This is a genomic window from Variovorax sp. dw_308, assembly GCF_019207085.1.
Taxonomy (GTDB): Bacteria; Pseudomonadota; Gammaproteobacteria; order Burkholderiales; family Burkholderiaceae_C; genus Variovorax.
Genome location: NZ_JAATOM010000030.1, coordinates 16,859 through 42,638 on the forward strand (window position 1 = coordinate 16,859; position 25,780 = coordinate 42,638).

The following is a 25,780-nucleotide window of genomic DNA, read 5'->3' on the forward strand; positions in this document are numbered from 1 at the left end:
CCGGCCGCCGCGCTCAGTGCGCCTCGTGCAACTGCGTGAGGATCGCCGGGTTCTCCAGCGTCGAGGTGTCCTGCGTGATGGCCTCGCCCTTCGCGACGGAGCGCAGCAGGCGGCGCATGATCTTGCCGCTGCGCGTCTTGGGCAGGTTGTCGGCAAAGCGGATGTCCTTGGGCTTGGCGATCGGGCCGATTTCCTTGCCGACCCAATTGCGCAAACGCACGGCCAGCTTCGCAGCCTCTTCGCCCGTGGGCCTCGCGCCCTTGAGCACGACGAAGGCGCAGATCGCCTCGCCGCTGGTGTCGTCGGGCCGGCCGACCACTGCCGCCTCGGCCACCAGTTCCGTGCAGGCCACCAGCGCCGATTCGATCTCCATCGTGCCCATCCGGTGGCCGCTGACGTTCAGCACGTCGTCGATGCGGCCGCCGATGGTGAAGTAGCCGGTGTCCTTGTCGCGTGCAGCGCCGTCGCCGGCCAGGTAGTAGCCGCGCAGATCCTGCGGGTAATAGCTCGACACATAGCGCGCGTCGTCGCCCCAGATGGTGCGGATCATGGACGGCCATGGCTTCTTGATGACCAGCAGCCCGCTCTGGCCGTTCGGCACGTCCTCGCCGAGTTCATCGACGATGGCCGCGGTGATGCCGGGAAAGGGCAAGGTGCAGGAGCCCGGCACCAGCGTGGTCACGCCGGGCAGCGGCGTGATCATCTGCGCGCCGGTCTCGGTCTGCCACCAGGTGTCGACGATGGGGCAACGGCCGCCGCCCACGTACTGGTGGTACCACTCCCACGCGGCCGGATTGATGGGTTCGCCCACCGAGCCGAGGATGCGCAGGCTGCGCAGGTCGTAGCGGTCCGGGTGCACCTCGGCATGCGCCTCGGCCGCCTTGATCAGCGAGCGGATGGCCGTGGGCGCGGTGTAGAAGACGGTCACCCCGTGGCGCTCGATCATCTTCCAGAAGCGGCCGGCGTCAGGATACGTGGGTACGCCTTCGAACACGACCTGGGTCGCGCCGATGGCCAGCGGGCCGTAGGCGATGTAGGTGTGGCCGGTGATCCAGCCGATGTCGGCCGTGCACCAGAACACGTCTTCGTCCCGGATGTCGAAGGTCCACTTCATCGTCACCGCCGCCTGCACCAGGTAGCCGCCGCTGCTGTGCTGCACGCCCTTGGGCTTGCCGGTGGAGCCGGAGGTGTAGAGCAGGAACAGCGGATGCTCGGCGCCCACCCATTCGGGCTTGCAGGTGTCACGCTGTTCGCTCGTGATCTCGTGCATCCAGCGGTCGCGCCCGGTCCATGCGATGTTGCCGCCGGTACGGCGGTACACGACCACGTTGCGCACCGCTTCGCATCCGCCCAGCGCCAGGGCTTCGTCGACCAGCGCCTTGAGCGGCAGGGTCTTGCCGCCGCGCACCTGCTCGTCGGCGGTGACGACCAGCACGGCGCCGGTATCGGCGATGCGGTCGCGCAGCGAGTGGGCCGAGAAGCCGCCGAACACCACCGAATGGATGGCGCCGATGCGCGCACAGGCCTGCATCGCGACCACGCCCTCGACCGACATCGACATGTAGATCACGACGCGGTCGCCCTTCTTCACGCCCAGCGCCTTCATGGCATTGGCCATCCGGCAGGTCATGGCCAGCAGTTGCGAATAGCTGGTGTGCGTGACCTTGCCGTCGTCGGCCTCGAAGATGATCGCCGTCTTGTCGCCCTTGCCTTCGTTGACCTGGCGGTCGAGGCAATTCCACGAGACGTTCAGCGTTCCGTCCTCGAACCATTTGTAGAAGGGCGCGTTGTCGCTGTTCAGCGTGCGGGTGAAGGGCGTCTTCCACTGGACGAAGGCGTGCGCCAGCCGGGCCCAGTAGCCCGCGTAGTCCTCCTCGGACTCGGCGACGAGCGCGTTGTACGCCGCGTGCCCGGGCACGTGGGCCGTGTGCAGCAAGCGGTGCGGCGGTGCGTAGCGGGCAAGGTGTTCGGGTCTGTCGGAAGCATTCATGCGTGTCTCCTGGTGAGAGGGATAGAGGTGATTGCGGATGCCCGCATGGTCAGCGAAAGCGCGCACGCAAACCTTGCGCTGGCGCAAGGGCGCGCTGCTTGCCCGCGCTTCCAATCGCATCGATCCCATTCACTTCGAAGGAGACACTCATGGAAGAAGAACTGGCCCTGCGCATCGCCAGCCAATCCCAATACCAGCAGTTGAAGGGCCGCCGAAACCGGTTCGGATGGACGCTGACGCTGCTGATGCTGGTCGTCTACTACGGCTTCGTGCTGCTGGTGGCCTTCGACAAGCCCTTCCTTGCGCGGCCCATCGGCGACGGCGTCACCACGCTGGGCATTCCGATCGGCTTCGGCGTCATCGTCTTCACGATCGCGATCACGGCCGTCTACGTGCGGCGCGCCAATGCCGAATTCGACACCCTCAGCGATGCGGTCGCGAAGGCGGCGCTGGAATGAACACGAACATCCAATTCGCACGCCGGGTCGTGGCGCTCGCCACGCTGCTCGGCGCATCGGCTGCGGCACTCGCGGCCGGGGCCGACATGGGGCAGCTGCAGAAGCAGCCCACCAACTGGACCGCGATCAGCATGTTCGCGGTGTTCGTGGTCGGCACCTTGTTCATCACGAAGTGGGCCGCCGCCCGGACCAAGAGCGCAGCCGACTTCTACACGGCAGGCGGCGGCATCACCGGCTTCCAGAACGGGCTGGCCATCGCGGGCGACTACATGTCGGCGGCTTCCTTCCTCGGCATTTCCGCGGCGGTGATGGCAGCCGGCTACGACGGGCTGATCTACTCCATCGGATTCCTGGTGGGCTGGCCCGTCATCACCTTCCTGATGGCCGAGCGACTGCGAAATCTCGGCAAGTTCACCTTTGCCGACGTGGCGGCATTCCGCTTCCAGCAGACGCCGGTGCGCGTGTTCGCGGCCTCCGGCACGCTGGTGGTGGTCGCGTTCTACCTGATCGCGCAGATGGTCGGTGCGGGCCAGCTCATCAAGCTGCTGTTCGGCCTGGAATACTGGATCGCGGTGGTCGTCGTCGGCTCGCTGATGATGGTCTACGTGCTGTTCGGCGGCATGACGGCCACGACCTGGGTGCAGATCATCAAGGCCTGCCTGCTGCTGGGCGGCGCGAGCTTCATGGCGCTTTCGGTGCTCTGGCACTTCGGCTTCAGCCCGGAAGCGATGTTCGCCGGCGCGGTGAAGATCAAGACCGACCTGGCGATGCAGGACGGCAAGACGGCAGAGGTCGCGGCCAGCATCGGCCGCTCCATCATGGGCCCCGGCAACTTCGTGAAGGACCCGATCTCGGCGATCTCCTTCGGCATGGCGCTGATGTTCGGCACGGCCGGCCTGCCGCACATCCTGATGCGCTTCTTCACGGTCCCGAGTGCCAAGGAGGCGCGCAAGTCCGTGATGTGGGCCACCAGCTGGATCGGCTATTTCTACCTGCTGACCTTCATCATCGGCTTTGGCGCCATCACCTTCGTGCTGACCAACCCGCAGTTCATCGATGCCAAGGGTGCGCTGATCGGCGGCGGCAACATGGCGGCCATCCACCTCGCGAACGCGGTGGGCGGCAACGTGTTCCTCGGCTTCATCTCGGCGGTGGCCTTCGCGACCATCCTGGCGGTGGTGGCAGGGCTCACGCTGTCGGGCGCATCCGCGGTGTCGCACGACATCTACGCGACGGTCATCAAGAAGGGCGACGCCGACAGCGCCTCCGAACTGCGCGTGTCGAAGATCACCACCATCGCGCTCGGGATCGTGGCGGTCGTGCTCGGGATCGTGTTCGAGAAGCAGAACATCGCCTTCATGGTGTCGCTGGCCTTCGCGATTGCCGCATCGGCCAACTTCCCGGTGCTGTTCATGTCGGTGCTGTGGAAGGGCTGCACCACGCACGGCGCGGTGATCGGCGGCTTCCTGGGGCTGATCTCCTCGGTCGGGCTGACCATCGTGTCGCCTTCCGTCTGGGAGGCGACGCTGGGCTACCCGGCCGGATCGGCGCCCTTCCCCTACACCTCGCCCTGCCTGTTCTCGATGACCATCGGCTTCGTCGGCATCTGGCTGTTCTCGGTGCTGGACAACAGTGCCCGCTCCCAGATCGACAAGCGCGGCTTCCTCCAGCAGCAGGTGCGTTCGGAAACAGGCATTGGTGCCTCCGGCGCCAGCGGGCACTGAGACTCGACGGCAGGACCCAAGCCAAACGCCGATGCGCCGTCTCCTGCTGCTCACCAACCGCCACCGCGCGCCCTCGACCAACGTCGGCCTTGGGTTGCTGCTTGCCTTCAACGCCGGTGCCGTCAACGCGGGCGGCTTCCTGGTGCTGGGCATGTACACCTCGCACATGACCGGTTTCGCTTCGCAGATAGCGGACGGCCTCGTGCTGGGCAACATGAAGCTGGTGCTCAACGCATCCGGCGCCATCCTTGCCTTCATCGTCGGCGCCGGCACCTGCGCGGCGCTGGTGAACTGGAGCCGCCGGTATCGCCTGCACAGCGTCTACGCCCTGCCCTTGCTGCTGGAGGCGGGGCTCATGTTTCCATTCGGGCTGGCCGGCGCGATCACGCTCACCTGGTCGACGCCCTTCGCCGTCCCGATGACGGTGTTGCTGCTGTCCTTCATCATGGGCTTGCAGAACGCCGTCGGCTCCAAGACGTCCGGCGGCAGCGTGCGCACCACGCACATGACGGGCAACATCACGGACCTCGGGATGGAACTGGGCAAGTGGTTCTACTGGCGTCGCAGCGGCAAGCGGCCATCGCCGGTGCAGGTACGGCGCAACCGCGAACGCATCCGAATCGCCGGCGGCCTGGCGGCGATGTTCGTGCTGGGCGGCATCACCGGTGCGCTCGGTTTCAAGCATGTGGGCTTCGTGTTCGTGGTGCCGCTCGCGGCCCTGCTGCTCGGCTTGTCGGTGCCGCCGCTGCTGCGCGACCTGCCCCGCTCACGGCGCTTGATCGCACGCCTGTCCGCGAACGCCAGCCGCGAAGCGGAACGGTAGTTCACCCCCGTGCCGCGCCCCTGGATGACCAGGATGCGCATGGCATCAATGCGTCATCAGCACCGGCACCGTCATCTGCGCCAGGATGTGCCGGGTGGCACCGCCCAGCATCAGCTCGCGAAAGCGCGAATGCCCGTAGCCGCCCATCACCAGCAGGTCGGCGCCGAGGTCGGAGATGCGCGACAGCAACGCGTCCCCGACGTCGATCCCGGTGACCTCGCTCTCGGCCGTTGCCTGGATGCCGTGCCGCAGCAGGTACTGGAGGATGTCGGGCACCCGCAGGCGCTCGTCGGCGTCGTTGTCGTGGACGGCGCGAACCGACAGCAGCGTGACTTTCGAGGCATGCCGCAAGGCAGGCACGGCGGCTCCCAACGCCACGGCGGACTCCCTCGAGCCGTCCCACGCCACGACGACGTTCTTCGCGACCCCTTCGAAATGGCCTGCGTACGGCACCAGCAGCACCGGTCGGCCCACTTCCATCACGACGCGTTGCGGCAGGTCGCGCGTGGTGATGTCCTTGACCTCGTCGTCGTCGCGCTGCCCGAGCACGACCAGGTCGCTCATGCGCCCGTGCTGCACGACCGCGTCGACGGTGGTGGCATCGATCAGCCGGACCTCGTACGACATCGGCCCGCCCGCCGACACACGTTCCCGGAATTCGTAGCTGATGGCTTCCGCGCGACGCCGCAGGTATTGCGCGCTCTCCGCGATGTAGTCCGTCGCACCGGACAGGATTTCTTCCGCCGGGATGACGCCGTCGATGAGCCCGGTCGAGATGAGGCCGACGAGGTGGCTGCCATGTGTCCGCGCCCACTCTCTCGCAAGGTCCGTGCGCGCGCGGCACGCGCCGGTGCGGTCGAGGTGCACGATGATCGTCTTGTAGGTCATGGCTTCGCGGGTTGCATGGTGGGTGGGGATGCACCGATGTTGTTGCGAGCCACATCGCGCGGGCTTGACGCGGATCAAGCCCACGCGATGGCGCACCGCCAGACTCCCGTGTGTCGCAAAGAACAAACCGAGACTGCCCATTGCTCACCGCCTACATCACGCACCCGGACTGCGCCCTGCACGACATGGGTCCGGACCACCCCGAATGTCCGGAACGGCTCTCGGCCATCCGCGACCGCTTGCTGGGCCTGGGGCTGCTCGACTGCATGCAGCCATTCGATGCGCCGCGCGCCACAGTGGAACAACTCGCCCGCGCGCATTCGATGGCGCATGTCCAGGCGCTGATCGCGTCGGCGCCCAAGGAAGGCCTGTGCAGCATCGATCCGGACACCCGCATGAACCCCTACACCGTCGATGCCGCATTGCGCGCCGCGGGGGCCGCGGTGCTGGCCACGGACCTGGTGCTGTCGGGCGAGACCGCTTCGGCCTTCTGCTGCGTGCGCCCGCCCGGGCACCATGCGAAGCGCAATGCGGCCATGGGCTTCTGCTTCTTCGACAACGTGGCGGTGGGCATCCGGCATGCGCTGGAGGTCCACGGCCTGGAACGCGTCGCGCTCGTCGACTTCGACGTGCACCACGGCAACGGCAGCGTGGACATCTTCCGCAACGACGCGCGCGTGCTGATGTGTTCCATCTTCGAGAAAGGCGTCTACCCGTTCACCTGCGAAGACGACTCCGGCCCGGGTATGGTGAACGTGGGCCTGCCGTCCCGTTCGGGCGGCGCCGCCTTCCGGGACGCCGTGACGCAGCAATGGCTGCCGGCGCTCGACGCCTTCGCGCCGCAACTCATCTATGTCTCCGCGGGCTTCGACGGTCACCGCGACGACGACATGGGCAACCTGGGATTGGTCGAAGCCGACTACGCCTGGGTGACGCGGCAGATCGTCAACGTCGCGAACCGGCACTGCCACGGCCGGGTCATCTCATGCCTCGAGGGCGGCTATGCGCTGGACCCACTCGCCCGCAGCGTCGCTGCCCATGTCCGGGTGCTCATGTGCGCCGACTGAATCCGCCCATCCAACGCCTGGAAGTGCCTGATGAACGAAACACCGAACAACGACTTCAAGCTGCTCGACGCCTGGTGGCGCGCCGCCAACTACCTGTCCGTGGGGCAGATCTACCTGCTGGACAACCCCCTGTTGCGCGAACCCCTGCGCCTGGAGCACATCAAGCCCCGCCTGCTCGGCCACTGGGGCACTACGCCCGGCCTGAACTTCATCTATGCGCACATGAACCGCGCCATCAAGGCGCGCGACCTGGACGCAATCTACATCGCGGGCCCGGGACACGGCGGCCCGGGCGTGGTGGCCAACGTGTACCTCGAAGGCACCTACAGCGAGGTGTACCCGGCCGTCTCGCGCGATGCGCAGGGCATGCAGCGTCTGTTCAAGCAGTTTTCCTTTCCGGGCGGCATCCCGAGCCACGTGGCGCCGGAGACGCCCGGCTCGATCCATGAAGGCGGCGAACTCGGATACGCACTGCTGCATGCGTACGGCGCCGTCTTCGACAACCCCGATCTCATCGCCTGCTGCGTGATCGGCGACGGCGAGGCCGAGACCGGCGCACTGGCGGCCAGCTGGCACTCCAACAAGTTCCTCAATCCCGGCCGCGATGGCGCGGTGCTGCCGATCCTGCACCTCAACGGCTACAAGATCGCGGGCCCCACGGTGCTCGCGCGCATCGGCGACGAGGAGCTGACGCAGCTCATGCGCGGCCATGGCTACGAGCCGCACTTCGTGTCGGGCCATGACCCCTTCGCCATGCACGCCGCGATGGCCGAGGCGCTGGACGCATCGTTGCATGCGATCGGCGCCATCCAGGCCGAGGCGCGCGAGGACGGCTTCACCGCGCGCAGGCCCTGGCCGATGATCGTGCTGCGTTCGCCGAAGGGCTGGACCGGGCCGAAGGTCGTGGATGGCCTGCAGGTCGAGGGCACGTTCCGGGCGCACCAGGTGCCGCTCACGGGGTTCGCCGACAACCCGAGCCACGTCCAGCTGCTCGAGGACTGGATGCGCAGCTACCGGCCCGAGGAGCTGTTCGACGAGGCCGGCACGCTGCGCCCGGAGATCGCCGCGCTCGCGCCCGCTGGCACGCGGCGCATGAGCGCCAATCCGCATGCCAACGGCGGGCTGCTGCTGAAGGACCTCGCCCTGCCCGACTTCCGCGCCTACGCGGTCGCGTTGGAGGCGCCAGGCGCCGTGCGCGCCGAGGCGACCCGCGTGACCGGCCAGTTCCTTCGCGACGTGATGCGCCTGAACGACGCGCAATGCAACTTCCGCATCGTGGGCCCGGACGAGACCGCGTCCAACCGGCTCGGCGCGGTGTTCGATGTCACCGACCGCACCTCGACCGCGCTCGTCGAGCCCGGCGACGACCACGTCTCGCCCGCCGGCCGCGTCATGGAAGTGCTCAGCGAGCACCTCTGCCAGGGTTGGCTCGAAGGCTACCTGCTGACCGGTCGGCACGGTTTCTTCTCCTGCTACGAGGCCTTCATCCACATCGTCGACTCGATGTTCAACCAGCACGCGAAGTGGCTGAAGACCACGCGCTGCATTCCCTGGCGGCGCCCCATCGCATCGATGAACTACCTGCTCACCAGCCACGTCTGGCAGCAGGACCACAACGGCTTCAGCCACCAGGACCCGGGCTTCATGGACCATGTGGTGAACAAGAGCGCCGACGTGGTACGCGTCTACCTGCCGCCCGATGCGAACTCGCTGCTGTCGGTGGTCGACCACTGCCTGCGCAGCCGCGACTACGTGAACGTGATCGTGGCCGGCAAGGCGCCCGCGGCCCAATGGCTCGACATCGCGGCGGCCGAACGCCATTGCAGCGCCGGCCTGGGCGTGTGGACCTGGGCCAGCAACGACGAGGGCGTCGCGCCGGACGTGGTGATGGCCTGCGCGGGCGACGTGCCCACGCTCGAGACGCTCGCCGCGGTCGACTTGTTGCGCCACGAGGTGCCCGGCCTCAAGGTGCGCGTGGTCAACGTGGTCGACCTGATGGCCTTGCAGTCGCCCGGCGCCCATCCGCATGGCGTGAGCGACGCGACCTTCGACTCGATGTTCACCACGAGCGCGCCGGTGATCTTCGCCTTCCACGGCTATCCCACGCTGATCCACCGCCTGATCTACCAGCGTGCCAACCACGCCAACTTCCACGTGCACGGCTACCGCGAGGAAGGCACCACGACCACGCCCTTCGACATGACGGTGCTGAACCACCTCGACCGCTTCCATCTCGCCGCCGACGCGATCGACCGCGTGCCACGCATCCGCGATGGCGCGGGCCATGTGCAGCAGCGGCTGCGCGACCGGCTGCTGGAGCACAGTGCGTACATCCGGCGCCATGGGCAGGACATGCCGGAGATCAGCGGGTGGAAGTGGCCGTTACGTTGAGCCCACCACGAGATGCAACTGCGGCGCCACGAGTGGCAATGCCAGACCGTTTTGCGGACCGGGGGCGGGATCACGCCGACGGCGTACTCCACTCCGCGAATGTCCCCCGCCGTCAGCCTGCGGCCGCCGGCTCCTCCTTTATTTCGCTGCGTGGAGCACACCATCGACGTGATCCAGACGCGCCAGGGTTGATCGGCCGGCACGACGCGGCTTCACTTGGGCCGAGGGCGGTGGGCGTCCTCCGCAGCGAAATAAAGGAGGAGGCCGAAGGCCGGGGGACATTCGCGGAGGAGGATGCCCGCCGTCCTCGGACCTCGCCTGCACCCGCCCGGGTTTCATCGGCGCTGCCTCGTCAGTGCGACATCAACACCGGCACCGTCATCGATTGCAGGATCGATCGTGTCGCCCCGCCCAGCACCCATTCGCGCGCGCGGCTGTGGCCGAAGCAGCCCATCACGAGCAGGTCCGCGCCTGTGTCGGCGGCCATCGACAGCAGGTGCTCGCCGGCATCGCCATCCGCGTGGCCACCTGCATGCGCCGTGGCATTCACACCATGCGCCTTGAGGTATGCCTGGAGGCTGCGCAAGGCTGCTTCCGCGCCCTCGCCATAGCAGACCGCGTGCACGGACTCCGCACGCGTCAGCCATGGCATCGCGGCCGACACGGCGCGGGCGGCCTCGCGTGATTCCTTCCAGCCGATGAGCACGGTCCGGCCGATGGGCTCGACCAGCCCCGCATAGGGCAGGACCAGCGCGGGCCTGCCGCATTCGACGAGCACGCTGGACAGGAAATCCGGTGGCAACTCTCCCGCGGCTGGGTCGTCGGCATTGCGCTGGCCCAGCACGAGCAAGTCGGCGTAGAGCGCGTGCCGGGCGAAGCCCCAGGGCGCGTCGTCCATCGGTTCGACCCAGCGCAGGCGCGGCGAGCCGGCACCGGCCGTCGTGAAGGTGGCATGCGCCTTGTTGCGGCATTCCTCGTCCAGCGACTGCATGATGGCCATGGCATCGGCCGAACCCTCCAGCGCATAGGGATAGCGCATCAACGCGGTCGTCGTGCACGGCAAGGCCGTGACTTCGGCGTCGAAGGCCTCGGCCAGCTGGCGTGCGACCTTGACGCGCTCCGCCGCGCGATCGGAACTGTCGAGGTGGACGAGGATGGTCCTGGGGGTCGGCATGGTGAGTCCTTGGATGTCGTGAGTGCGATGACCACCATAGTGCCCGCTGCCCTGCCCGGCCTTGCGCCGCGTCAAAGTGCATGATGCGGCCGCAATAGCTGCCGACGGCGCATCAGGGCTTTGACAGGCATCAAGGTCCGGCGTGCACGAGCCTGTACCTTCAGGCTCGTGCACCACGCCAACCCGCTCGTTCCCACCCGCCTGTCACTGCTGCGGCCGCTGGCGGCGACGAACATCCTCGAATTCTTTGCAACTGCCCGACGCCTGCGGCCCGACGGGCGCAGCGGGGGCCATCGCAAGCCCCTGCGTGACAGGAACCTGGCCCTGCTGACCTGCGGACCCATCCGAGAGGAGCCGTCGGCACTGCATCGCGCCGCGCTGGATCTCGGCCTGCGCGTGGCGGTCATCGGCTACGGCCAGTCGCCGGAATCGCGGCCGCAGGATGTCGACGCCCTGGCACGCGCGCTCGGCCAGTTGTACGACGCCATCGATTGCGGCTCATTGCCCGCCGCCGCGATGCGCGAGATCGAAAAGGGCGCCGGCGTGCCGGTCTACGACGGGCTGGACCTCGACCACCATCCCTTGCGCGCGCTGGCCGACCTGATGACGCTCCACGAGCATTCGTTGTCATCGTCGGCGCTCCTGTCGATCCGCATCCTGGGCGACGCCGACACCGCGCGCGGCCGTACCTTCGTGTCCGCCGCGCGCAGCATCGGTTTCGACGTGCTGCCGGGCGGCGCCGTTTCATCGGCCTCGAACGATGCCACCTTCGTGGTCGATGCGACGCGGTCCAAGGGGTGGACCTTGCGAATGCACGCGAGCCCGCTCGACGACACCCGGCGGGAGGAGAACCACCGCTGCATGCTGCAGGCCATCCTGCTGGACACCATCGCGCGAGGCTGAACAGCGGCGTTCAGCGCGGCGCCCGCGCGTGCTTCAGACGGCGTGCATCCAGAGCGCGCACAGCGAGGCCACGTCCGGGCGCATTTCGGTTTCCACGCAGATGGCCATCGCGCGCTCCTGCGCGTCCAGCGGCTCCTGGAACGCAAACTGCCGCTCCAATACCTGCGGGCCGGCCTCGGACGCGTCGGTGCCTTCGGCCCGGCGCAATGCGACACGGTGGCGCAACTGGGCCGGGCTGGCGCGCAGGTCGAGGATAGCGAACGGCAACCGAAGGGATGCAGCCAGTGCGTGAAACGCGGCCCGCTCGGCACGGCGCAGGAAGGCCGCGTCCACGATCACCGGATAGCCCGCCTGCAATGCCAGGCGCGCCGCGTCGGCCAGGCGGGCAAAGGTGCGGCGCGTGGCTTCGGGCGTGTAGATGTCGATGGCGTGGTCGGCCGAGCGCGCGAGCGCGTCCAGTCCGAACAGGCGCTTGCGCTCGACGTCGGAACGCACGCGCACCGCTCCCGCCAGTTCCAGCAACTGGCCGGCGACGGTCGACTTGCCGGAGCCCGACAAGCCGTGCGTGATCAGCAGCCGCGGCGTGCGTTCGGCGCGGCGCACGATGTCCTCGGCGCAGCACAGGTAGTCCTCGACGCCGGGTCGGCCCTCGCCCGGCGCGGCGCGCAAGCTGGCGACGTGCGCCCGGACCAGCGCCCTGTAGACCTCGTAGAAGCGCAGCACGGGCACGCCTTCGTGGTCGCCCGCGTGTTGCAGGTAGCTGTCGAGGAAGCGGAATGCCAGGTCGGTGTGGCCGTGCGCCTTCAGGTCCATCGAGAGGAAGGCGACGTCGCTCATCACGTCGATCCAGCGCAGCGCCGGATCGAACTCGATGCAGTCGAAGGGTTGCAGGCCGCCGTCAAGCCGCACCACGTTGGCAAGGTGGAGGTCGCCATGGCATTCGCGCACGGCACCCGTCCGCTGGCGCAGCAGCCAGGCCATGCGCAGGCCCACCGCCCGGTCCTCGACCCAGCGCCGCAACGCTGCGAGACGCGCCGTGCCGCATGCGGCTTCCAGGCCGGCCAGTGCCGCCATGACCGACCGCTCGATGCGCTCCGGCGCACCGAAGCCCGAGTCCGCCGCCGCAACCGGCGCGGCACGGTGAAAGGACGCGAGCCGCTGTGCAAGGCCATCGAGCTCGACAGGTTCCAGTTGCCCCGCCGACAGCAGTTCGCCCAGCAGCATCCCGTCCGGGAAGCGCCGCATGCGGACCACATAGTCGATCGGTTCGCCATCGTCGTCAGTTGAGCCGATGCGCGGTGCCTGCGACGTGCCAGTCACAGGCCTGACGTCGCGATACAGGCCGGGTGCCAGTCGCCGATTGAGCCGAAGCTCTTCCTCGCAGAAGTGCTTTCGCGCCGCCAGTGTGCTGAAGTCGACGAATGCCAGCCGAACCGGCTTCTTGAGCTTGTACGCCATCGACGATGCCAGCAGCACCCAGGAGATGTGTGTCTCGACGAGGGCCACGGCTTGCCCGGTCTCGGCCTGCAATCGCTCGCGCAATGCCAGGACCAGCGAGGCGTCCGCAAGTGCAGGGGTGGACTCTGGCCGGTTCATACCTGCGACTGTGCCACCGGCCCGCGTCCATTCCTTGATCCAGGGCAAGGCGTGGTCCGGCGTCGCGCCCTACATTGAATTCCTTCCTTCATCTGCGGAGTCAGTGATGAGCCATTGGCCTTATCGCCACGACAAGGGACCCTCATGAAAAGCCTGATCACCCGGTGGCATGCCGATCACGTCCATTTCTCGCGACTCCTGGACCTGCTGAAGCGGCAGGTCGCCGAGTTCCACGACGACGGCGAGCCCGACTACAACCTGATGCTCGACATCGTCTCGTACCTTCGCGAATACGGCGACCGCGTCCACCATCCCCTGGAGGACGAGGCGTTCGAGCTGTTGGTGCTGCGCGCGCCCGAACTGCGCCTGCCCGTCAACCGCCTGAAGCAGGAGCACCGGGCCATTGCCATTGCCGGCGAGGAGCTGGTCGGGCTGCTGAACGGCATCATCGGCGACGCGGTGATCGCGCGCGACAAGGTCGAGGCGGCAGCGGCGCTCTACCTCGCCTACTACCGCCACCACCTGGCGACCGAGGAGCGCGACATCCTGCCGCGTGCGGCGCGCCTGCTGGACGAGCACGACTGGAAGTCCGTGGCCAGGAGCGTTCCGCCCCTGCTCGACCCGTTGTTCGGCACCGTGCAGGGCACCGGATACCGCAACCTGCGGGACGCGCTGAACCAGCACGCCTGATGAGCGCAGCGCCGCAGGGCCGAAGGCGCCGCCATCGAGCGGGACGCCGGCCGTCGCGTATGTCGATATGGCGCAAGCAGCGCGCCCGCACTACCATCCGCGCGTGAATATTCCCACCCACCTGGCCGTCCTCGACGACGAAGTCGACATCACCCAACTGTTGGCAACCTACCTCGGCCACCATGGCTTTCGCGTCAGCCAGGTGCATTCCGGCAAGGCACTCATGGAACTGATGGCGCGCGACGCGCCGGCGCTGGTGCTGCTCGACCTGGGCCTGCCCGGCGAAGACGGCTTCTCCATTGCGCGCGCGTTGCGCGAACACTGGCGCTGCGGGCTGGTGATCGTGACCGGCCGTGGCGATGCCGTGGACAAGGTGGTCGGGCTGGAAGTCGGCGCGGACGACTACGTCACCAAGCCTTTCGACCTGCGCGAGTTGCTGGCACGCATCAAGGCGGTGTTGCGGCGGCTCACGCCCGCCAGTGCGCCGCCTGCGCCCGCGCCCGCGGAACCGGCAGCATCCACATCGCTGCGCTTTGCGCAGTGGCAGCTCGACACCGCTGCCCGCCGCTTGCTCGACCCGAGCGGCGCCGAGGTGGCGCTCACCACCGGCGAGTTCGACCTGCTGACCGCGCTGGTCACGCATGCCGGCCGCGTGCTGTCGCGCGACTTCCTGCTCGTCCACACGCGTGGACGCGACGGCGGCCCTTTCGACCGGACCATCGACGTGCAGATCGGACGCCTGCGCCGCAAGGTCGAGGCCGACCCCGACAACCCGCAGATCATCAAGTCGGTGCGCGGCGCCGGCTACATCCTGGTGCCCAGGGTCGAGGCCGGATGATGACGCCGTTGCCGTCGTTGCCGGGAGTCGACGACGGCGCCTTGTACCGGACGCTCTTCGGCGCCTATCCTGACGCGCTGCTGCTGGTCGATCTGCAGGGCACGATCCGGCTGGCCAACCCCGCGGCGCTCGACCTGCTCGGCTATTCGATGGACCAGCTCACCGGTCTGTCGGTCGAGCAACTGGTGCCCGATGCGATACGTCCCCGCCATGCCGCATGGCGCGGCGCCTATGCCGGGCAGCCGCGCGCCCGTGCGATGGGCACCCAGATGGACCTGGTCGCGCGGCGCCGCGATGGCAGCGAGGTGATGGTCGAGATCGGCCTGAGCCCGCTCCAGGACCATGGCCTGCCCTACGTGGTGGCGGCCATCCGCAGCGTGGGCGACTACCCGCGCGTCAGGCAGGCCTTGCAACGGGCGCGCTACGCGGAGCACCTGGCCCGCTTCGGCCGTCTGGCGGTGGAGGCGCGCGGCTCGCAGCAGCTGCTGGAACTGGTGCCAGTCATTGCATCCGAAGCGCTGCAGGTCGAGATGGCCAAGGTGCTGTTGCTCGAGGCCAGCGGGCTGGAGTTCCGCATCGCGTCGGGCGTCGGCCTGCTGCCGGAAGAGTCCGCCGGGCGACGCATTCCGAACACCCCCGGATCGCCTTCGGGCCATGTGGTGGCGACCGGCGAATCCGTGCTGATGCGGGACTATGCGAGCGAGCATCGCTTCACCATCCCGGCGCACTACATCAAGGCCGGCATGGTGTGCGAGCTCTCGGTGGCGCTGGGCGACCGGGGCCGCACCATCGGCACGCTGGCGGTGCGCTCGCGCACGCCACAGCGCTTCGGCGATGACGAGGTGCGCTTCCTGGAGTCGCTGTCGAGCATGCTGGCCACCGTGATGCAGCGCACCGCCAGCGAGGAGGCGCTCAATCACGCGCAGCGGCTGGAGACGGTGGGCCAACTCACCGGCGGCGTGGCGCACGACTTCAACAACCTGCTGACCGTGATCTCCGGCAACCTGCAGGTGCTGGAAGAGCTGCCCGCCTGCGCCGACGACGACATGGTCCGGCAACTGGTCGCGGCGGCGCACCGGGCCACGCGCCGTGGCGCCGAGCTGACGAGCAAGCTGCTGGCCTTCTCCAGACGGCAGGTGTTGCAGCCGACCGTCGTCGACACGCTGGCCCTGTTGACGTCGCTGACCGGCATGCTCACGCGCACGCTCGACCAGCGCATTGCCATCACGCTCGACGCGCAGCAGGTCCTGTGCATGGCCGACCCGGTGCAACTCGAGTCCGCATTGCTGAACGTGGCCATCAACGCCCGGGACGCCATGCCGCACGGCGGGACGATCGCCTTCGCATGCGCGCCCGCGGCAACGCTGCCCGTCGAACTCCGCGCGGACCCCAGCCCTGCGGCCGAAGGCTACGTTGCCATTGCCATCACCGACACGGGCACGGGCATGCCGGAGTCCATCATGGAACGCGCCTTCGAGCCCTTCTTCACCACCAAGGAAGCCGGCCGCGGCACTGGCCTGGGCCTGTCGACGGTCTACGGTTTCGCACGGCAGTCGCACGGTGGAATCACGCTGCGCAGCGCCCCCGGCGCCGGCACCACGGTGACGCTGTACCTGCCCCGCGTCGAGAAGCGCACGAGCGTGGATCCGAACAGCGACGCCGCCCCGCCCCGCCGCGTCCCGTCGGGCCTGCACGTCCTGCTGGCCGAGGACGATGCGGAGGTGCGCAAGGTGGTCGAGGCGTTCCTGGCCGCCATGGCCTGCGAGGTGGTCGTCTGCGCGGATGCCGAGGAAGCATTGCGGGCGCTCGACGAGAACACACCGTTCGACCTGCTGCTGACCGACATCGTGCTCGGCCACGGCATGCGCGGCACCGAACTGGCCGAGGTGGCACGCGCGCAGCGGCCAGGGCTGCCGGTGCTGCTGATGTCGGGCTATTCCAGCGACCTGCTGGGCGAGCCCTACAAGTGGGACCTGCTGCGCAAGCCCTACACCCGCGCTGAACTGGAACGCGCGATGGCCAGGCTGCTGAACAGCGCTCAGTGAACGGCTTCGGCGCCTACGGCGGGCGTGCTGACGTTCCGGATGAAACTCGTCAGCGCCTCGACGCGCGGAATGTGGATGTCGCGTCGACCCTTCTCGACGAAGCGGATCACGTCGCCGCGCGCCAGCCGCGACAGCGCCCGACTCACGGTCTCCAGCGTCATGCCGAGGTAGTTGCCGATCTCGGCACGCGTCATGCGCAGGGTGAACTGGTCGGTGCGCAGGCCGCGCTGGTCGAGCGCATCGGCCCAGTAGCGCAGGAAGCCCGCGACCCGCGCATCGGCCGGCTGCGAGCACAGGGACAGCATCGAGTCGTGGTCGCGCACCAGCTCGCGGCTCATGGCGCCATGCATCGCGGTCAACAGTGCCGGCGTGCGCACGGCGGCCTGGATCAGTGCGTCATAGCGGATGGCCCACACCTCGCCCGTGTCCATGGCGATGGCGTCGCAGCCGTACTGGCCTTCGGCGATGCCGTCCAGGCCCATCCAGTCGCCCTTGAAATGCAGGCTGACCACCTGCTCGCGGCCTTCGCCCGACAAGTTGACCATCTTGAAGAAACCGGAGCTGACGACATAGAGGCAATTGAATTGCTGGCCCACCTGGTAGACCACGTCGCCACTGCGAACGACCCGCCGCTGGATCGGCACGCTGTCCTGGAGCAACTGGAGCATCGCTGCAATGCGGCTGACGCCGGAGGTGTGGTTCGACGTGATGGTGGGCGCTTCGTTCATCGCTGGCTCCTTGCGGTTGGATGAACAAAGCTTAGAAAGCGGGTGTAACTGGCAGGCGACGGCGGGAGCGGCCTGGGTAACAGTGGGTGAATGCCTTGTGTCCGCTGTGTAACCACGAAGATCCGCGATGCAGTTGCCGGATGCAGGCACGCCTTTCATTTCGCTGGCATTTGAGTGCTTCGGAAGGTGTGAGATTTCGTAGCGAGGGCGCCAAGGTCGGGTTGAGGACCGGAACCGTACACCCGTACGGTGAGGACCGCAGACCCGGGATTGGCGTCCGCAGTAGAAAGATTCACACCTTCTCAGCGGCACCAGTCGCCGATGGCCTGCCCCATGTCCATCCACAGCGCCTGCAAGGCCAGGGCGGCCAGCAGCAGGCCTGCAACGCGGGCGCCCCAGCCTTCGCGCGATGGCCCGAGCCTGTGGCCCACCGCCGCGTACAGCCATGGCGCCGCTGCCAACGACAACCCGCTTCCCAGCGCGAACAGGACCATGGCCATGGCCCCGTCCAGCGCGCCGTTGCCCAGGCTCGCCAGCGCGAGCGCCGAATAGAGCAAGCCGCAAGGCATCAGGATCCACAGCGCCCCCGTCGCGAACACGCCGAAGCCCGACCGCGTGTGCGGCCGCACGCGCAAGGCCAGCGCCTTGCCGAAGCGATGCGCCCAGGCCGGCTGGCGACCTTGCACGATCAGCGCGAGCCCCCAGGCCAGCGTGGCCGCGTGCAGCAGCACCCACAGCGGTTTCAGGGCCGTCACGTGCGCGCCCGCGAACGCGAGCGATTGCGCCGCCAGCGCCACCGCGGCCCCGCCCAGCGCATAGCTCGCGATGCGACCCGCATGGAACGCCAGGGTGGTGGACGGCGCCCCCACGGATGCCGCCCCGGCGGCGCCGGTTGTCGGCGCCCGCACCAGCCGGATCACCCCGGCCGTCGGCGCGCCGCACATGGCCGCGCAATGCGGTCCGCCGGCAAGGCCCATCAGCAACGCGGCGGCGGCGAGGCCGGCCTGCATCACACGATCCGCGAATAGCGCGTCCTGTTGCGATCGGCTTGCAGGTAGCGGTCGAACACCATGGCGATGGCGCGCACGAAGAACCAACCCGTCGGCGTGACTTCGAGCGCGTGGTCGCTCAGGTGCACGAGGCCGTGCGCGATCAGCGGGCCGAGCACGGCGAACTCGGGCGCGAAGTGGTCGCGGAAGTCGATGAAGTGGGCCTGCCCCAGCGCCTCGAAGTCGAGGTGCCCCTGGCACATCAGGGCCATGATGACCGAGCGTCTCAGCAGGTCGTCGCGCGACAGCGCCAGGCCACGCACGACCGGCAGGCGACGCTGGTCGAGATGGTCGAAGTACTCCTCCAGCGACTTCGCGTTCTGGCTGTAGGTCGCGCCGATGCGTCCGATGGCCGACACGCCGAGCGCCAGCAGGTCGCAATCCGGCTGCGTGCTGTAGCCCTGGAAATTGCGATGCAGCCGGCCCTGGCGCCTGGCGACGGCCAGCGCATCCTGCGGCAATGCGAAATGGTCCATGCCGATGTGGACGTACCCGGCCGCACTCAGCACCGCGATCGATCGCGCCAGCATCTGCACCTTCTCCTCGGCAGGCGGGAGCTGCTCGACATGGATGCGGCGCTGGGCCTTGAACCGGTCGGGCAGGTGCGCATAGGCATACAGGGCGACGCGGTCGGGCCGCAGCTCGCACACCTGCTCCAGCGTGCGCTCGAAGGATTCCACGGTCTGCAGCGGCAATCCGTAGATCAGGTCGACGTTGACCGACTTGAAGCCCAGCGCCCGCGCGGCCGCCACGAGCTCGAACACCTGCATGGCGGGTTGGACACGGTGGATGGCCTTCTGCACGTCGTGGTCGAAATCCTGCACGCCGAAGCTCAGGCGGTTGAAGCCGAGCACCGCCAGGTTCGCAAGGCGTTCGGCGTCGACGGTGCGCGGATCGACTTCGATCGAGCGCTCGCAATCCGGTATGAAGGTGAAGGCGCCGTAGAGGATGCCCATCAGTTCGGCCAGTTGCGCGTCGTCCAGGAAGGTCGGCGAGCCGCCCCCGAGGTGCAGCTGGCTCACCGACGCGCCTTGGCCCACCTGCGCCATCTGCAGCTCGACCTCTCGCGCGAGGTAGTCGAGGTATTGCCCTGCCCGCTCGTGGTGGCGCGTGACGATCTTGTTGCAGGCACAGAAGTAGCACAGCGACTCGCAGAACGGCACATGGACGTAGAGCGACAGCGGCTGCGCGCGGGCGCCCATGCTGCGGCGCTGGCGCAGTGCCTGCGCATAGTCCGCAGCGTCGAAGGCTTCGACGAACCGGTCGGCGGTCGGATAGGAGGTGTAGCGCGGGCCGGCCACCCCGAAGCGCCGCAGCAGGGCGACCGACGGCAGCGTCGGACGGACCGGCAGCGGTGCGGGTGGGGAGTTCGAAGACATCGGCGTGGCTCGGGCAATGGAACCCACGCAATGTGCCTCCCCAGGCCGTTCTGCGTCTTGATGTGCATCAAGCCCACGGCAGGTGGCGCCGGCCAGAATCCCGCCAACCAAACGACGCGCCCATGACCATTCCACAGCCCATCCAGGTCGCCTGCTCCAACTGCAACCTCCGGGAGCTCTGCATGCCCCCCGGCCTGCAACCCCACGAACTCCAGCGCATCGACGGCCTGGTCAAGACACGGCGCAAGCTGCGCCGCCGCGAGACGCTGTTCCACAACGGCGAGCGCTTCACCTCGCTCTACGCCATTCGCACCGGCGTGTTCAAGACCCGCGTGGCAAGCGACGACGGGCGCGACCAGGTCACCGGCTTCCAGATGGCCGGCGAGATCATGGGGCTGGATGGCATCGTCAACGAGCACCACAACTGCGACGCCGTCGCACTCGAGGACGCGGAGGTCTGCGTGATTCCGTTCGAGCGGGTCGAGGCACTGTCGCGCGAAGTCCCGGCGCTGCAACGCCACGTGCACCAGATCATGAGCCGCGAGATCGTGCGCGAGAACGGCGTCATGCTGCTGCTGGGCAGCATGCGGGCGGAAGAACGGCTCGCCGCGTTCCTGCTCAACCTGGTCCAGCGGCTGCACGCGCGTGGCTTCTCGCGCTCGGAGGTGGTCCTGCGCATGACGCGCGGGGAAATCGGCAGCTACCTCGGCCTCAAGCTGGAAACCATCAGCCGGACGCTGTCGAGATTCGTGGTGGACGGCATCGTCGAGGTGCGGCATCGCAACCTGCGCATCCTCGACCCGCAGGCGCTGCAATGCATCGTCAATCCGCCCGGGCGTTGAAGCGCCGCGCCAGGGGATCGTCCTCGGGCGGCTCCAAGGTCAGTGCCACCGAGAGCGCGCACGCGGCAGCCGACATCGCCCAGAAAGCGAAGAAGCTGGCGGTGTAGACGGCCTGCCGCGTCAGCCCGAGTCCTTCCCTGCCCCAGCGCATGTCGGACGGATCGATGATGGCGAACACCACCAGTTCCATCAGGCTCGCCAGGATGAATGCGGGCCACAGGATCGCGATCCATCTGCGCGCACTCATGGCTTGGCCTTGGGGCGCACCGGGACGTCCTCGGCGGGCGTCATCGCGTGGTTGCGGCCCATCTGGGCGGGAACCGGGCTCTTGTCGGCCAGGGTGCGGTTGATCTCGATGCCCTTGCGGTAGTAGTCCTCCTCGACCACCGTGTCGGTGGTGTGCATGGCGAGCCACGCGGAGGCCAGGCTGGCCACGATGACGGCCGCCGGCAGGCCGATCACCAGCCACACCAGCGGGTAGCGCCACCAGGGCGGCGGCGCCGATGCTTGTTCGTACGCTGTCATGCTTTCTCCTTGCTTGTTCATCGGGGCACCAGGAACACGGCCTTCTCGGAGACGTGTGCGCCGCCATCGGCAGTGCCCACTTCGAAGTGCACCGTGTGCGAGCCGGGCGGAGCCTTGTCGGCCGGCAATTGCAGGCGCACCGCGACCCAGCGCGACTGGGCCGCGCCGACTTCGACAAGCTCGTCCGAGGCCACGTGCAAGCCGTCCAGGCCGGTGGCCGCGATGCGGTAGGCCTGCTGTTTCTCGGTGGCGTTCATGATCTGCAGGCGGTAGACGTTCTCGAGCTGTCCGCCCTCCGCGATGCGGGCGAGCGATCCCCTGTCGCGCACCACGTCGACCTTCAGCGGCACCCGCAGGACCAGGCTCGCGAGCAGGCCGATCGTCAAGGCGAGGAGCACGCATCCATAGACCAGCACCCGCGGCCGGAAGACGCGTCGCCACACCTGCGACGAGGACCAGCCCTTCGCGAGCCCGTTCTCGGTCGCGTAGCGGATCAGGCCGGGCGGCAGCGCCATGCGGTCCATCACGGTGTTGCACGCGTCCACGCAGAGGCCGCAGCCGATGCACTCGTATTGCAGCCCCTGCCGGATGTCGATTCCGGTCGGGCACACCTGCACGCACAGCCCGCAATCGATGCAGTCGCCCAGTCCGAGCGCCTTGCCGTCCCGGCCCTTGGCGCGCACGCCGCGCGGCTCGCCACGCCCGGTGTCGTAGCTCGCGATCAGCGTGTCGCGGTCGAACATCGCGCTCTGGAAGCGGGCGTAGGGACACATGTACTTGCAGACCTGCTCGCGCATGAAGCCGGCGTTGCCATAGGTCGCGAAGCCATAGAAGACGACCCAGAACACTTCCCACGAGCCCATGCGCGTCTGCAGGAATTCCATGCCTAGCTCGCGGATCGGCGTGAAGTAGCCGACGAAGGTGAAGCCGGTCCACATCGCGATGCCGATCCAGACGACGTGCTTGAACCACTTCTTCACCAGTTTCTCGAGCGAGAAGGGTTCGCCGTCCAGGCGCATGCGCGCGATGCGGTTGCCCTCGATCTTGTGCTCGACCCACATGAAGATTTCCGTGTAGACCGTCTGCGGACAGGCGAAGCCGCACCACAGTCGACCGGCCACCGCCGTGAAGAGGAACAGCGACAACGCCGACAGCACCAGCAGGCCCGAGAGGTAGATCAGGTCCTGCGGATACAGCACCAGCCTGAAGATGTAGAAGCGCCGCGTCGCCAGGTCGAACAGCAGCGACTGGCGCCCGCCCCATTGGACCCACGGCATCGCGTAGAAGAAGAGCTGGGTGGCGAAGACCAGGGCCCAGCGCCAGCGGGCGAACTTGCCACGCACCGTGCGCGGGTAGATCTTCTTCGACGCCTCGTACAGGCCGACCGACTCCCCGGCCCCGCCCGCCGCGGCAGGCACGATGGGGATGGTCTTGCGGGGCCGCACGGCGTCGGTCATGGCCAATTGCCCGGTTCAGGGCGCGGCCTTGGCGGCCGACTGCGGCTTGTTCGACAAGCCCCACACATACGACGCCACCACCTTGATCTGCGCCTCGGTCAGGCGCCCTTCCTGCGGCGGCATCACGTTGTGCTTGCCGTTGTTGATCATCGCGATGATGGCTTCCTGGCCAAAGCCGTGCAGCCACACCTTGTCGTTCAGCGCGGGCGCGCCGAGGGCCTGGTTGCCGACGCCGCCGATGCCGTGGCAGGCGGCGCAGGCCGTGAACTTCGACTTGCCCAGCTCGGCGCGCAACGAATCCGTCGAACTGCCCGACAGGCTCAGCACGTACTGCGCGACGTTCTTGACGTCCTCCGGCGTACCGACCGCCGCGGCCATCGGCGGCATCACGCCGATGCGGCCCTTGGTGATCGTCTCGATGATCTTGTCGGGCGCGCCGCCGTGCAGCCAATCGGTGTCGGTGAGGTTCGGAAACCCCTTGCTGCCGCGCGCGTCGGAGCCGTGGCATTGCGCGCAGTTGTTCATGAAGATGCGCTCGCCGATGGCCATGGCCTTCGCATCCCCGGCGATTTGCTCGACCGGCATGGCCGTGTAGGCAGCGTAGACCGGCACCAGTTCCTTGTCAGCCTGCGCCACCTCCGCCTCGTACTGCCCGCCGGCGCTCCATCCGAGCTTGCCGTTGAAACTGCCGAGGCCGGGAAAGAAGGCCAGGTAGGCGAAGCCGAACAGGATGGTGATCACGAACAGCCCGACCCACCACAGCGGCAGCGGATTGTTGGCCTCGCGCAGGTCTTCGTCCCAGACGTGGCCGGTGGTGTTGTCGTCGCTGGCCACCACGCGCTTGCGCGCCGTCAGCCACAGCAGCAAGGCGCAGGCGAGGATGCTGACCACGGCAGCCCCGGCGACGTAGTTGGCCCAGAAGTCGTTGATGAAGTCGTTCATGGCGTGCTCGCTTCAGTCCTGTTCGAAAGGAAGCTGCGAGGCCTCTTCGAAACGGCGCGTGTTGCGGGGCGAGAAGGTCCAGGCCAGGATGCCCATGAAGACGAGGAAGCAGGCGACGGTGGCGCCGATGCGAAGCGTTGTGAGGTCCACGGCTCAGGCTCCTTTACTTGAGCGCGAGGCCCAGTGATTGCAGGTAGGCGACGGTGGCATCCATCTCGGTCTTGCCCTCGACATCCTTGGCGGCCGAGGCGATTTCCTCGTCCGTGTAGGGAACGCCGACACGACGCAGCGCACGCATGTGCGCCGGCAGCGAGGCCGCGTCGACCGGGTTCTTCTCGAGCCACGAATAGGCCGGCATGTTCGACTCGGGCACCAAGTCGCGCGGCTCGTTCAGGTGGATGCGGTGCCACTCGTCGCTGTACTTGCCGCCGACGCGCTGGAGGTCCGGCCCGGTGCGCTTGCTGCCCCACTGGAACGGATGGTCGTAGACGAACTCGCCGGCCACCGAGTAGTGGCCGTAGCGCAGCGTCTCGGAGCGGAAGGGCCGGATCATCTGCGAGTGGCAGCCGTAGCAGCCCTCGCGCTGGTAGATGTCACGCCCCGCCAGTTGCAACGCGGTGTAGGGCTTGAGGCCCTTGATCGGCTCGGTCGTCGACTTCTGGAAGAAGAGCGGCACGATCTCGACCGCACCGCCGATCGCGACGACCAGCAGGATCAGCACGATCATCAGCAGGTTGTTGGTCTCGATCTTCTCGTGCGTGAAGCCGCTGGAGGATTTCGGGTTCGAAGACATGGTGTTGTTTCCTCAGGCGTGGGCCATCGCGAGCGGCGGAATCTGCGCGCGGGCCGAGATGCCGGTGACCACGGTCATCCAGACGTTCCAGGCCATGACCAGCATGCCACCGAGATACATCAGGCCGCCGATGAGGCGCACGACGTAGAACGGAAAGGTCGCCTTCACGCTCTCGACGAAGGTGTAGGTGAGCGTGCCGTCCGGGTTGATGGAGCGCCACATGAGCCCCTGCATCACGCCTGCGATCCACATCGCGGCGATGTAGAGCACCACGCCGATGGTGGCCGTCCAGAAGTGGACCTCGATGGCCTGCACGCTGTACATCTCGGTGCGGCCGTACATCCGCGGGATCAGGTAGTAGAGCGAGCCCATCGTGATGAAGCCGACCCAGCCGAGCGCGCCCGAATGCACGTGGGCGATGCCCCAGTCGGTGTAGTGGCTCAGCGCATTGACCGTCTTGATCGACATCATCGGCCCCTCGAAGGTCGCCATGCCGTAGAAGGACAGCGCCACGATCAGGAAGCGAAGGATCGGGTCGGTGCGCAGCTTGTGCCAGGCACCGGACAGCGTCATCACGCCGTTGATCATCCCGCCCCAGCTCGGGGCCAGCAGGATCAGCGAGAACACCATGCCGAGCGACTGTGTCCAGTCGGGCAAGGCGGTGTAGTGCAGGTGATGCGGCCCGGCCCACATGTAGGTGAAGATCAGCGCCCAGAAGTGCACGATCGACAGGCGGTACGAGTACACCGGCCGCTCGGCCTGCTTGGGGATGTAGTAGTACATCATCCCGAGGAAGCCGGCCGTGAGGAAGAAGCCGACCGCGTTATGGCCGTACCACCACTGCACCATCGCGTCCTGCACGCCCGCATACATCGAGTAGCTCTTCATCCAGCCCGCCGGCATCGACATGCCGTTGACGATGTGCAGCAGCGCCACCGCGATGATGAAGGCGCCGAAGAACCAGTTGGCCACGTAGATGTGCCGCACCTTGCGCTTGCCGATGGTGCCGAAGAACACGATGGCATAAGCCACCCACACCACGGCGATGAGGATGGTGATGGGCCATTCGAGCTCGGCGTATTCCTTGCCGCGCGTGAAGCCCATCGGCAGGCTGATGGCCGCCGCGACGATCACCGCCTGCCAGCCCCAGAACACGAAGGACGCCAGCTTCGGCGCGAAGAGGCGGACCTGGCAAGTGCGCTGCACAACGTGAAAGCTCGTCGCCATCAAGGCGCAGCCACCGAAGGCGAAGATCACCGCGTTGGTGTGCAGCGGCCGCAGCCGCCCGTAGCTCAGCCACGGGACGCCGAGGTTGAGTTCCGGCCAGGCCAGCTGCGACGCGATGATGACGCCGACCAGCATGCCGACGACGCCCCACACGACCGACATGAGCGCGAACTGCCGCACCACGGTGTCGCTGTAGACCGCTGCGGGAGGGGTTGGAGATTGCATCGCGGATCCTTCTTTTCCTTGGATGC

24 protein-coding genes are annotated in these 25,780 nt (G+C 67.7%); 10 read left to right on the forward strand and 14 right to left on the reverse strand.

Annotated features, from left to right (window positions below; genetic code table 11):
- Positions 1-13: 13 nt before the first annotated feature.
- The gene (acs, locus tag HCU76_RS32395; protein WP_218511549.1) at positions 14-1,990 is read right to left on the reverse strand and encodes an acetate--CoA ligase; all 1,977 of its coding nucleotides are present in this window, start codon (positions 1,988-1,990) and stop codon (positions 14-16) included.
- 149 nt (positions 1,991-2,139) lie between these two features.
- Between acs and HCU76_RS32400 the strand changes: the two genes are divergently transcribed.
- The 3 genes from HCU76_RS32400 to HCU76_RS32410 are packed head-to-tail and all read left to right on the forward strand — an operon-like array spanning position 2,140 to position 4,995.
- Positions 2,140-2,448: a DUF485 domain-containing protein gene (locus HCU76_RS32400; RefSeq protein WP_213953942.1), complete on the forward strand. Its 309-nt coding sequence runs from the start codon at positions 2,140-2,142 to the stop codon at positions 2,446-2,448.
- Positions 2,445-4,172: a cation acetate symporter gene (locus HCU76_RS32405; RefSeq protein WP_218511550.1), complete on the forward strand. Its 1,728-nt coding sequence runs from the start codon at positions 2,445-2,447 to the stop codon at positions 4,170-4,172. Before HCU76_RS32400 ends, HCU76_RS32405 begins: the two co-directional genes overlap by 4 nt.
- A 31-nt stretch (positions 4,173-4,203) precedes the next feature.
- Positions 4,204-4,995, forward strand: coding sequence for a YoaK family protein (locus HCU76_RS32410; RefSeq protein ID WP_218511551.1), 792 nt, complete (start codon positions 4,204-4,206; stop codon positions 4,993-4,995).
- Between the two features lie 45 nt (positions 4,996-5,040).
- Here the strand turns inward: HCU76_RS32410 and HCU76_RS32415 are convergent, their stop codons facing one another.
- Positions 5,041-5,883 carry a universal stress protein gene (locus tag HCU76_RS32415; protein WP_218511552.1) on the reverse strand — a complete coding sequence of 281 codons (843 nt, stop codon included), beginning with the start codon at positions 5,881-5,883 and terminating at the stop codon, positions 5,041-5,043.
- 140 nt (positions 5,884-6,023) lie between these two features.
- Between HCU76_RS32415 and HCU76_RS32420 the strand changes: the two genes are divergently transcribed.
- Both HCU76_RS32420 and HCU76_RS32425 read left to right on the forward strand, forming a co-directional pair.
- On the forward strand, positions 6,024-6,950 hold the full coding sequence (locus tag HCU76_RS32420) for a histone deacetylase family protein (RefSeq protein WP_218511553.1): 927 nt from the start codon (positions 6,024-6,026) through the stop codon (positions 6,948-6,950).
- A gap of 30 nt (positions 6,951-6,980) precedes the next feature.
- The gene (locus HCU76_RS32425; protein ID WP_218511554.1) at positions 6,981-9,341 is read left to right on the forward strand and encodes a phosphoketolase; all 2,361 of its coding nucleotides are present in this window, start codon (positions 6,981-6,983) and stop codon (positions 9,339-9,341) included.
- Positions 9,342-9,693: 352 nt separating this feature from the next.
- On the opposite strand, the gene HCU76_RS32430 is transcribed toward HCU76_RS32425, so the two are convergent.
- The gene (locus tag HCU76_RS32430; RefSeq protein ID WP_213953936.1) at positions 9,694-10,515 is read right to left on the reverse strand and encodes a universal stress protein; all 822 of its coding nucleotides are present in this window, start codon (positions 10,513-10,515) and stop codon (positions 9,694-9,696) included.
- A gap of 168 nt (positions 10,516-10,683) precedes the next feature.
- On the opposite strand from HCU76_RS32430, the gene HCU76_RS32435 reads away from it, so the two are divergent.
- On the forward strand, positions 10,684-11,418 hold the full coding sequence (locus HCU76_RS32435) for a hypothetical protein (RefSeq protein ID WP_218511555.1): 735 nt from the start codon (positions 10,684-10,686) through the stop codon (positions 11,416-11,418).
- A gap of 33 nt (positions 11,419-11,451) precedes the next feature.
- On the opposite strand, the gene HCU76_RS32440 is transcribed toward HCU76_RS32435, so the two are convergent.
- On the reverse strand, positions 11,452-13,014 hold the full coding sequence (locus HCU76_RS32440; protein ID WP_218511556.1) for a bifunctional aminoglycoside phosphotransferase/ATP-binding protein: 1,563 nt from the start codon (positions 13,012-13,014) through the stop codon (positions 11,452-11,454).
- 144 nt (positions 13,015-13,158) lie between these two features.
- Between HCU76_RS32440 and HCU76_RS32445 the strand changes: the two genes are divergently transcribed.
- From HCU76_RS32445 to HCU76_RS32455, 3 genes are all read left to right on the forward strand, one after another.
- Positions 13,159-13,704: a hemerythrin domain-containing protein gene (locus HCU76_RS32445; protein WP_218511557.1), complete on the forward strand. Its 546-nt coding sequence runs from the start codon at positions 13,159-13,161 to the stop codon at positions 13,702-13,704.
- 103 nt (positions 13,705-13,807) lie between these two features.
- On the forward strand, positions 13,808-14,542 hold the full coding sequence (locus HCU76_RS32450; protein ID WP_218511558.1) for a response regulator transcription factor: 735 nt from the start codon (positions 13,808-13,810) through the stop codon (positions 14,540-14,542).
- Positions 14,539-16,587 (forward strand): ATP-binding protein, encoded by a 2,049-nt coding sequence (locus HCU76_RS32455; RefSeq protein WP_218511559.1) that lies wholly within the window; start codon positions 14,539-14,541, stop codon positions 16,585-16,587. The genes HCU76_RS32450 and HCU76_RS32455 overlap by 4 nt, the downstream gene beginning before the upstream one ends.
- On the opposite strand, the gene HCU76_RS32460 is transcribed toward HCU76_RS32455, so the two are convergent.
- The 3 genes from HCU76_RS32460 to hemN all read right to left on the reverse strand — a co-directional run bounded on the left by HCU76_RS32460 (position 16,581) and on the right by hemN (position 19,743).
- The gene (locus HCU76_RS32460) at positions 16,581-17,315 is read right to left on the reverse strand and encodes a Crp/Fnr family transcriptional regulator (RefSeq protein ID WP_218511560.1); all 735 of its coding nucleotides are present in this window, start codon (positions 17,313-17,315) and stop codon (positions 16,581-16,583) included. The two genes, HCU76_RS32455 and HCU76_RS32460, sit on opposite strands and share 7 nt — an antisense overlap.
- Before the next feature lie 302 nt (positions 17,316-17,617).
- Positions 17,618-18,325 carry a sulfite exporter TauE/SafE family protein gene (locus tag HCU76_RS32465; RefSeq protein ID WP_213953929.1) on the reverse strand — a complete coding sequence of 236 codons (708 nt, stop codon included), beginning with the start codon at positions 18,323-18,325 and terminating at the stop codon, positions 17,618-17,620.
- A complete protein-coding gene (gene hemN, locus HCU76_RS32470) occupies positions 18,325-19,743 on the reverse strand; it encodes an oxygen-independent coproporphyrinogen III oxidase (protein WP_213953928.1) in 1,419 nt (472 codons plus the stop codon). The genes HCU76_RS32465 and hemN overlap by 1 nt, the downstream gene beginning before the upstream one ends.
- Before the next feature lie 122 nt (positions 19,744-19,865).
- On the opposite strand from hemN, the gene fnr reads away from it, so the two are divergent.
- A complete protein-coding gene (gene fnr, locus HCU76_RS32475) occupies positions 19,866-20,585 on the forward strand; it encodes a fumarate/nitrate reduction transcriptional regulator Fnr (RefSeq protein ID WP_213953927.1) in 720 nt (239 codons plus the stop codon).
- Here the strand turns inward: fnr and HCU76_RS32480 are convergent.
- From HCU76_RS32480 to ccoN, 7 genes are read right to left on the reverse strand one after another with little or no spacing between them, the layout of a single operon-like run.
- Positions 20,566-20,832, reverse strand: coding sequence for a hypothetical protein (locus tag HCU76_RS32480; protein ID WP_213953926.1), 267 nt, complete (start codon positions 20,830-20,832; stop codon positions 20,566-20,568). The genes fnr and HCU76_RS32480 overlap by 20 nt on opposite strands.
- Positions 20,829-21,110, reverse strand: a complete 282-nt coding sequence (locus tag HCU76_RS32485; protein ID WP_256354639.1) for a FixH family protein — start codon at positions 21,108-21,110, stop codon at positions 20,829-20,831. The genes HCU76_RS32480 and HCU76_RS32485 overlap by 4 nt, the downstream gene beginning before the upstream one ends.
- Positions 21,111-21,127: 17 nt before the next feature.
- Positions 21,128-22,567, reverse strand: coding sequence for a cytochrome c oxidase accessory protein CcoG (gene ccoG, locus HCU76_RS32490; RefSeq protein ID WP_218511561.1), 1,440 nt, complete (start codon positions 22,565-22,567; stop codon positions 21,128-21,130).
- A 15-nt stretch (positions 22,568-22,582) separates the two neighbouring features.
- Entirely contained in the window at positions 22,583-23,509 is a 927-nt protein-coding gene (gene ccoP / locus HCU76_RS32495; RefSeq protein WP_213953923.1) for a cytochrome-c oxidase, cbb3-type subunit III, read from the reverse strand.
- 12 nt (positions 23,510-23,521) lie between these two features.
- Positions 23,522-23,659, reverse strand: coding sequence for a cbb3-type cytochrome c oxidase subunit 3 (locus tag HCU76_RS32500; protein ID WP_213953922.1), 138 nt, complete (start codon positions 23,657-23,659; stop codon positions 23,522-23,524).
- Positions 23,660-23,672: 13 nt separating this feature from the next.
- Entirely contained in the window at positions 23,673-24,302 is a 630-nt protein-coding gene (gene ccoO, locus HCU76_RS32505) for a cytochrome-c oxidase, cbb3-type subunit II (RefSeq protein ID WP_213953921.1), read from the reverse strand.
- 12 nt (positions 24,303-24,314) lie between these two features.
- Positions 24,315-25,754 (reverse strand): cytochrome-c oxidase, cbb3-type subunit I, encoded by a 1,440-nt coding sequence (gene ccoN, locus HCU76_RS32510; protein WP_218511562.1) that lies wholly within the window; start codon positions 25,752-25,754, stop codon positions 24,315-24,317.
- Positions 25,755-25,780 lie beyond the last annotated feature (26 nt).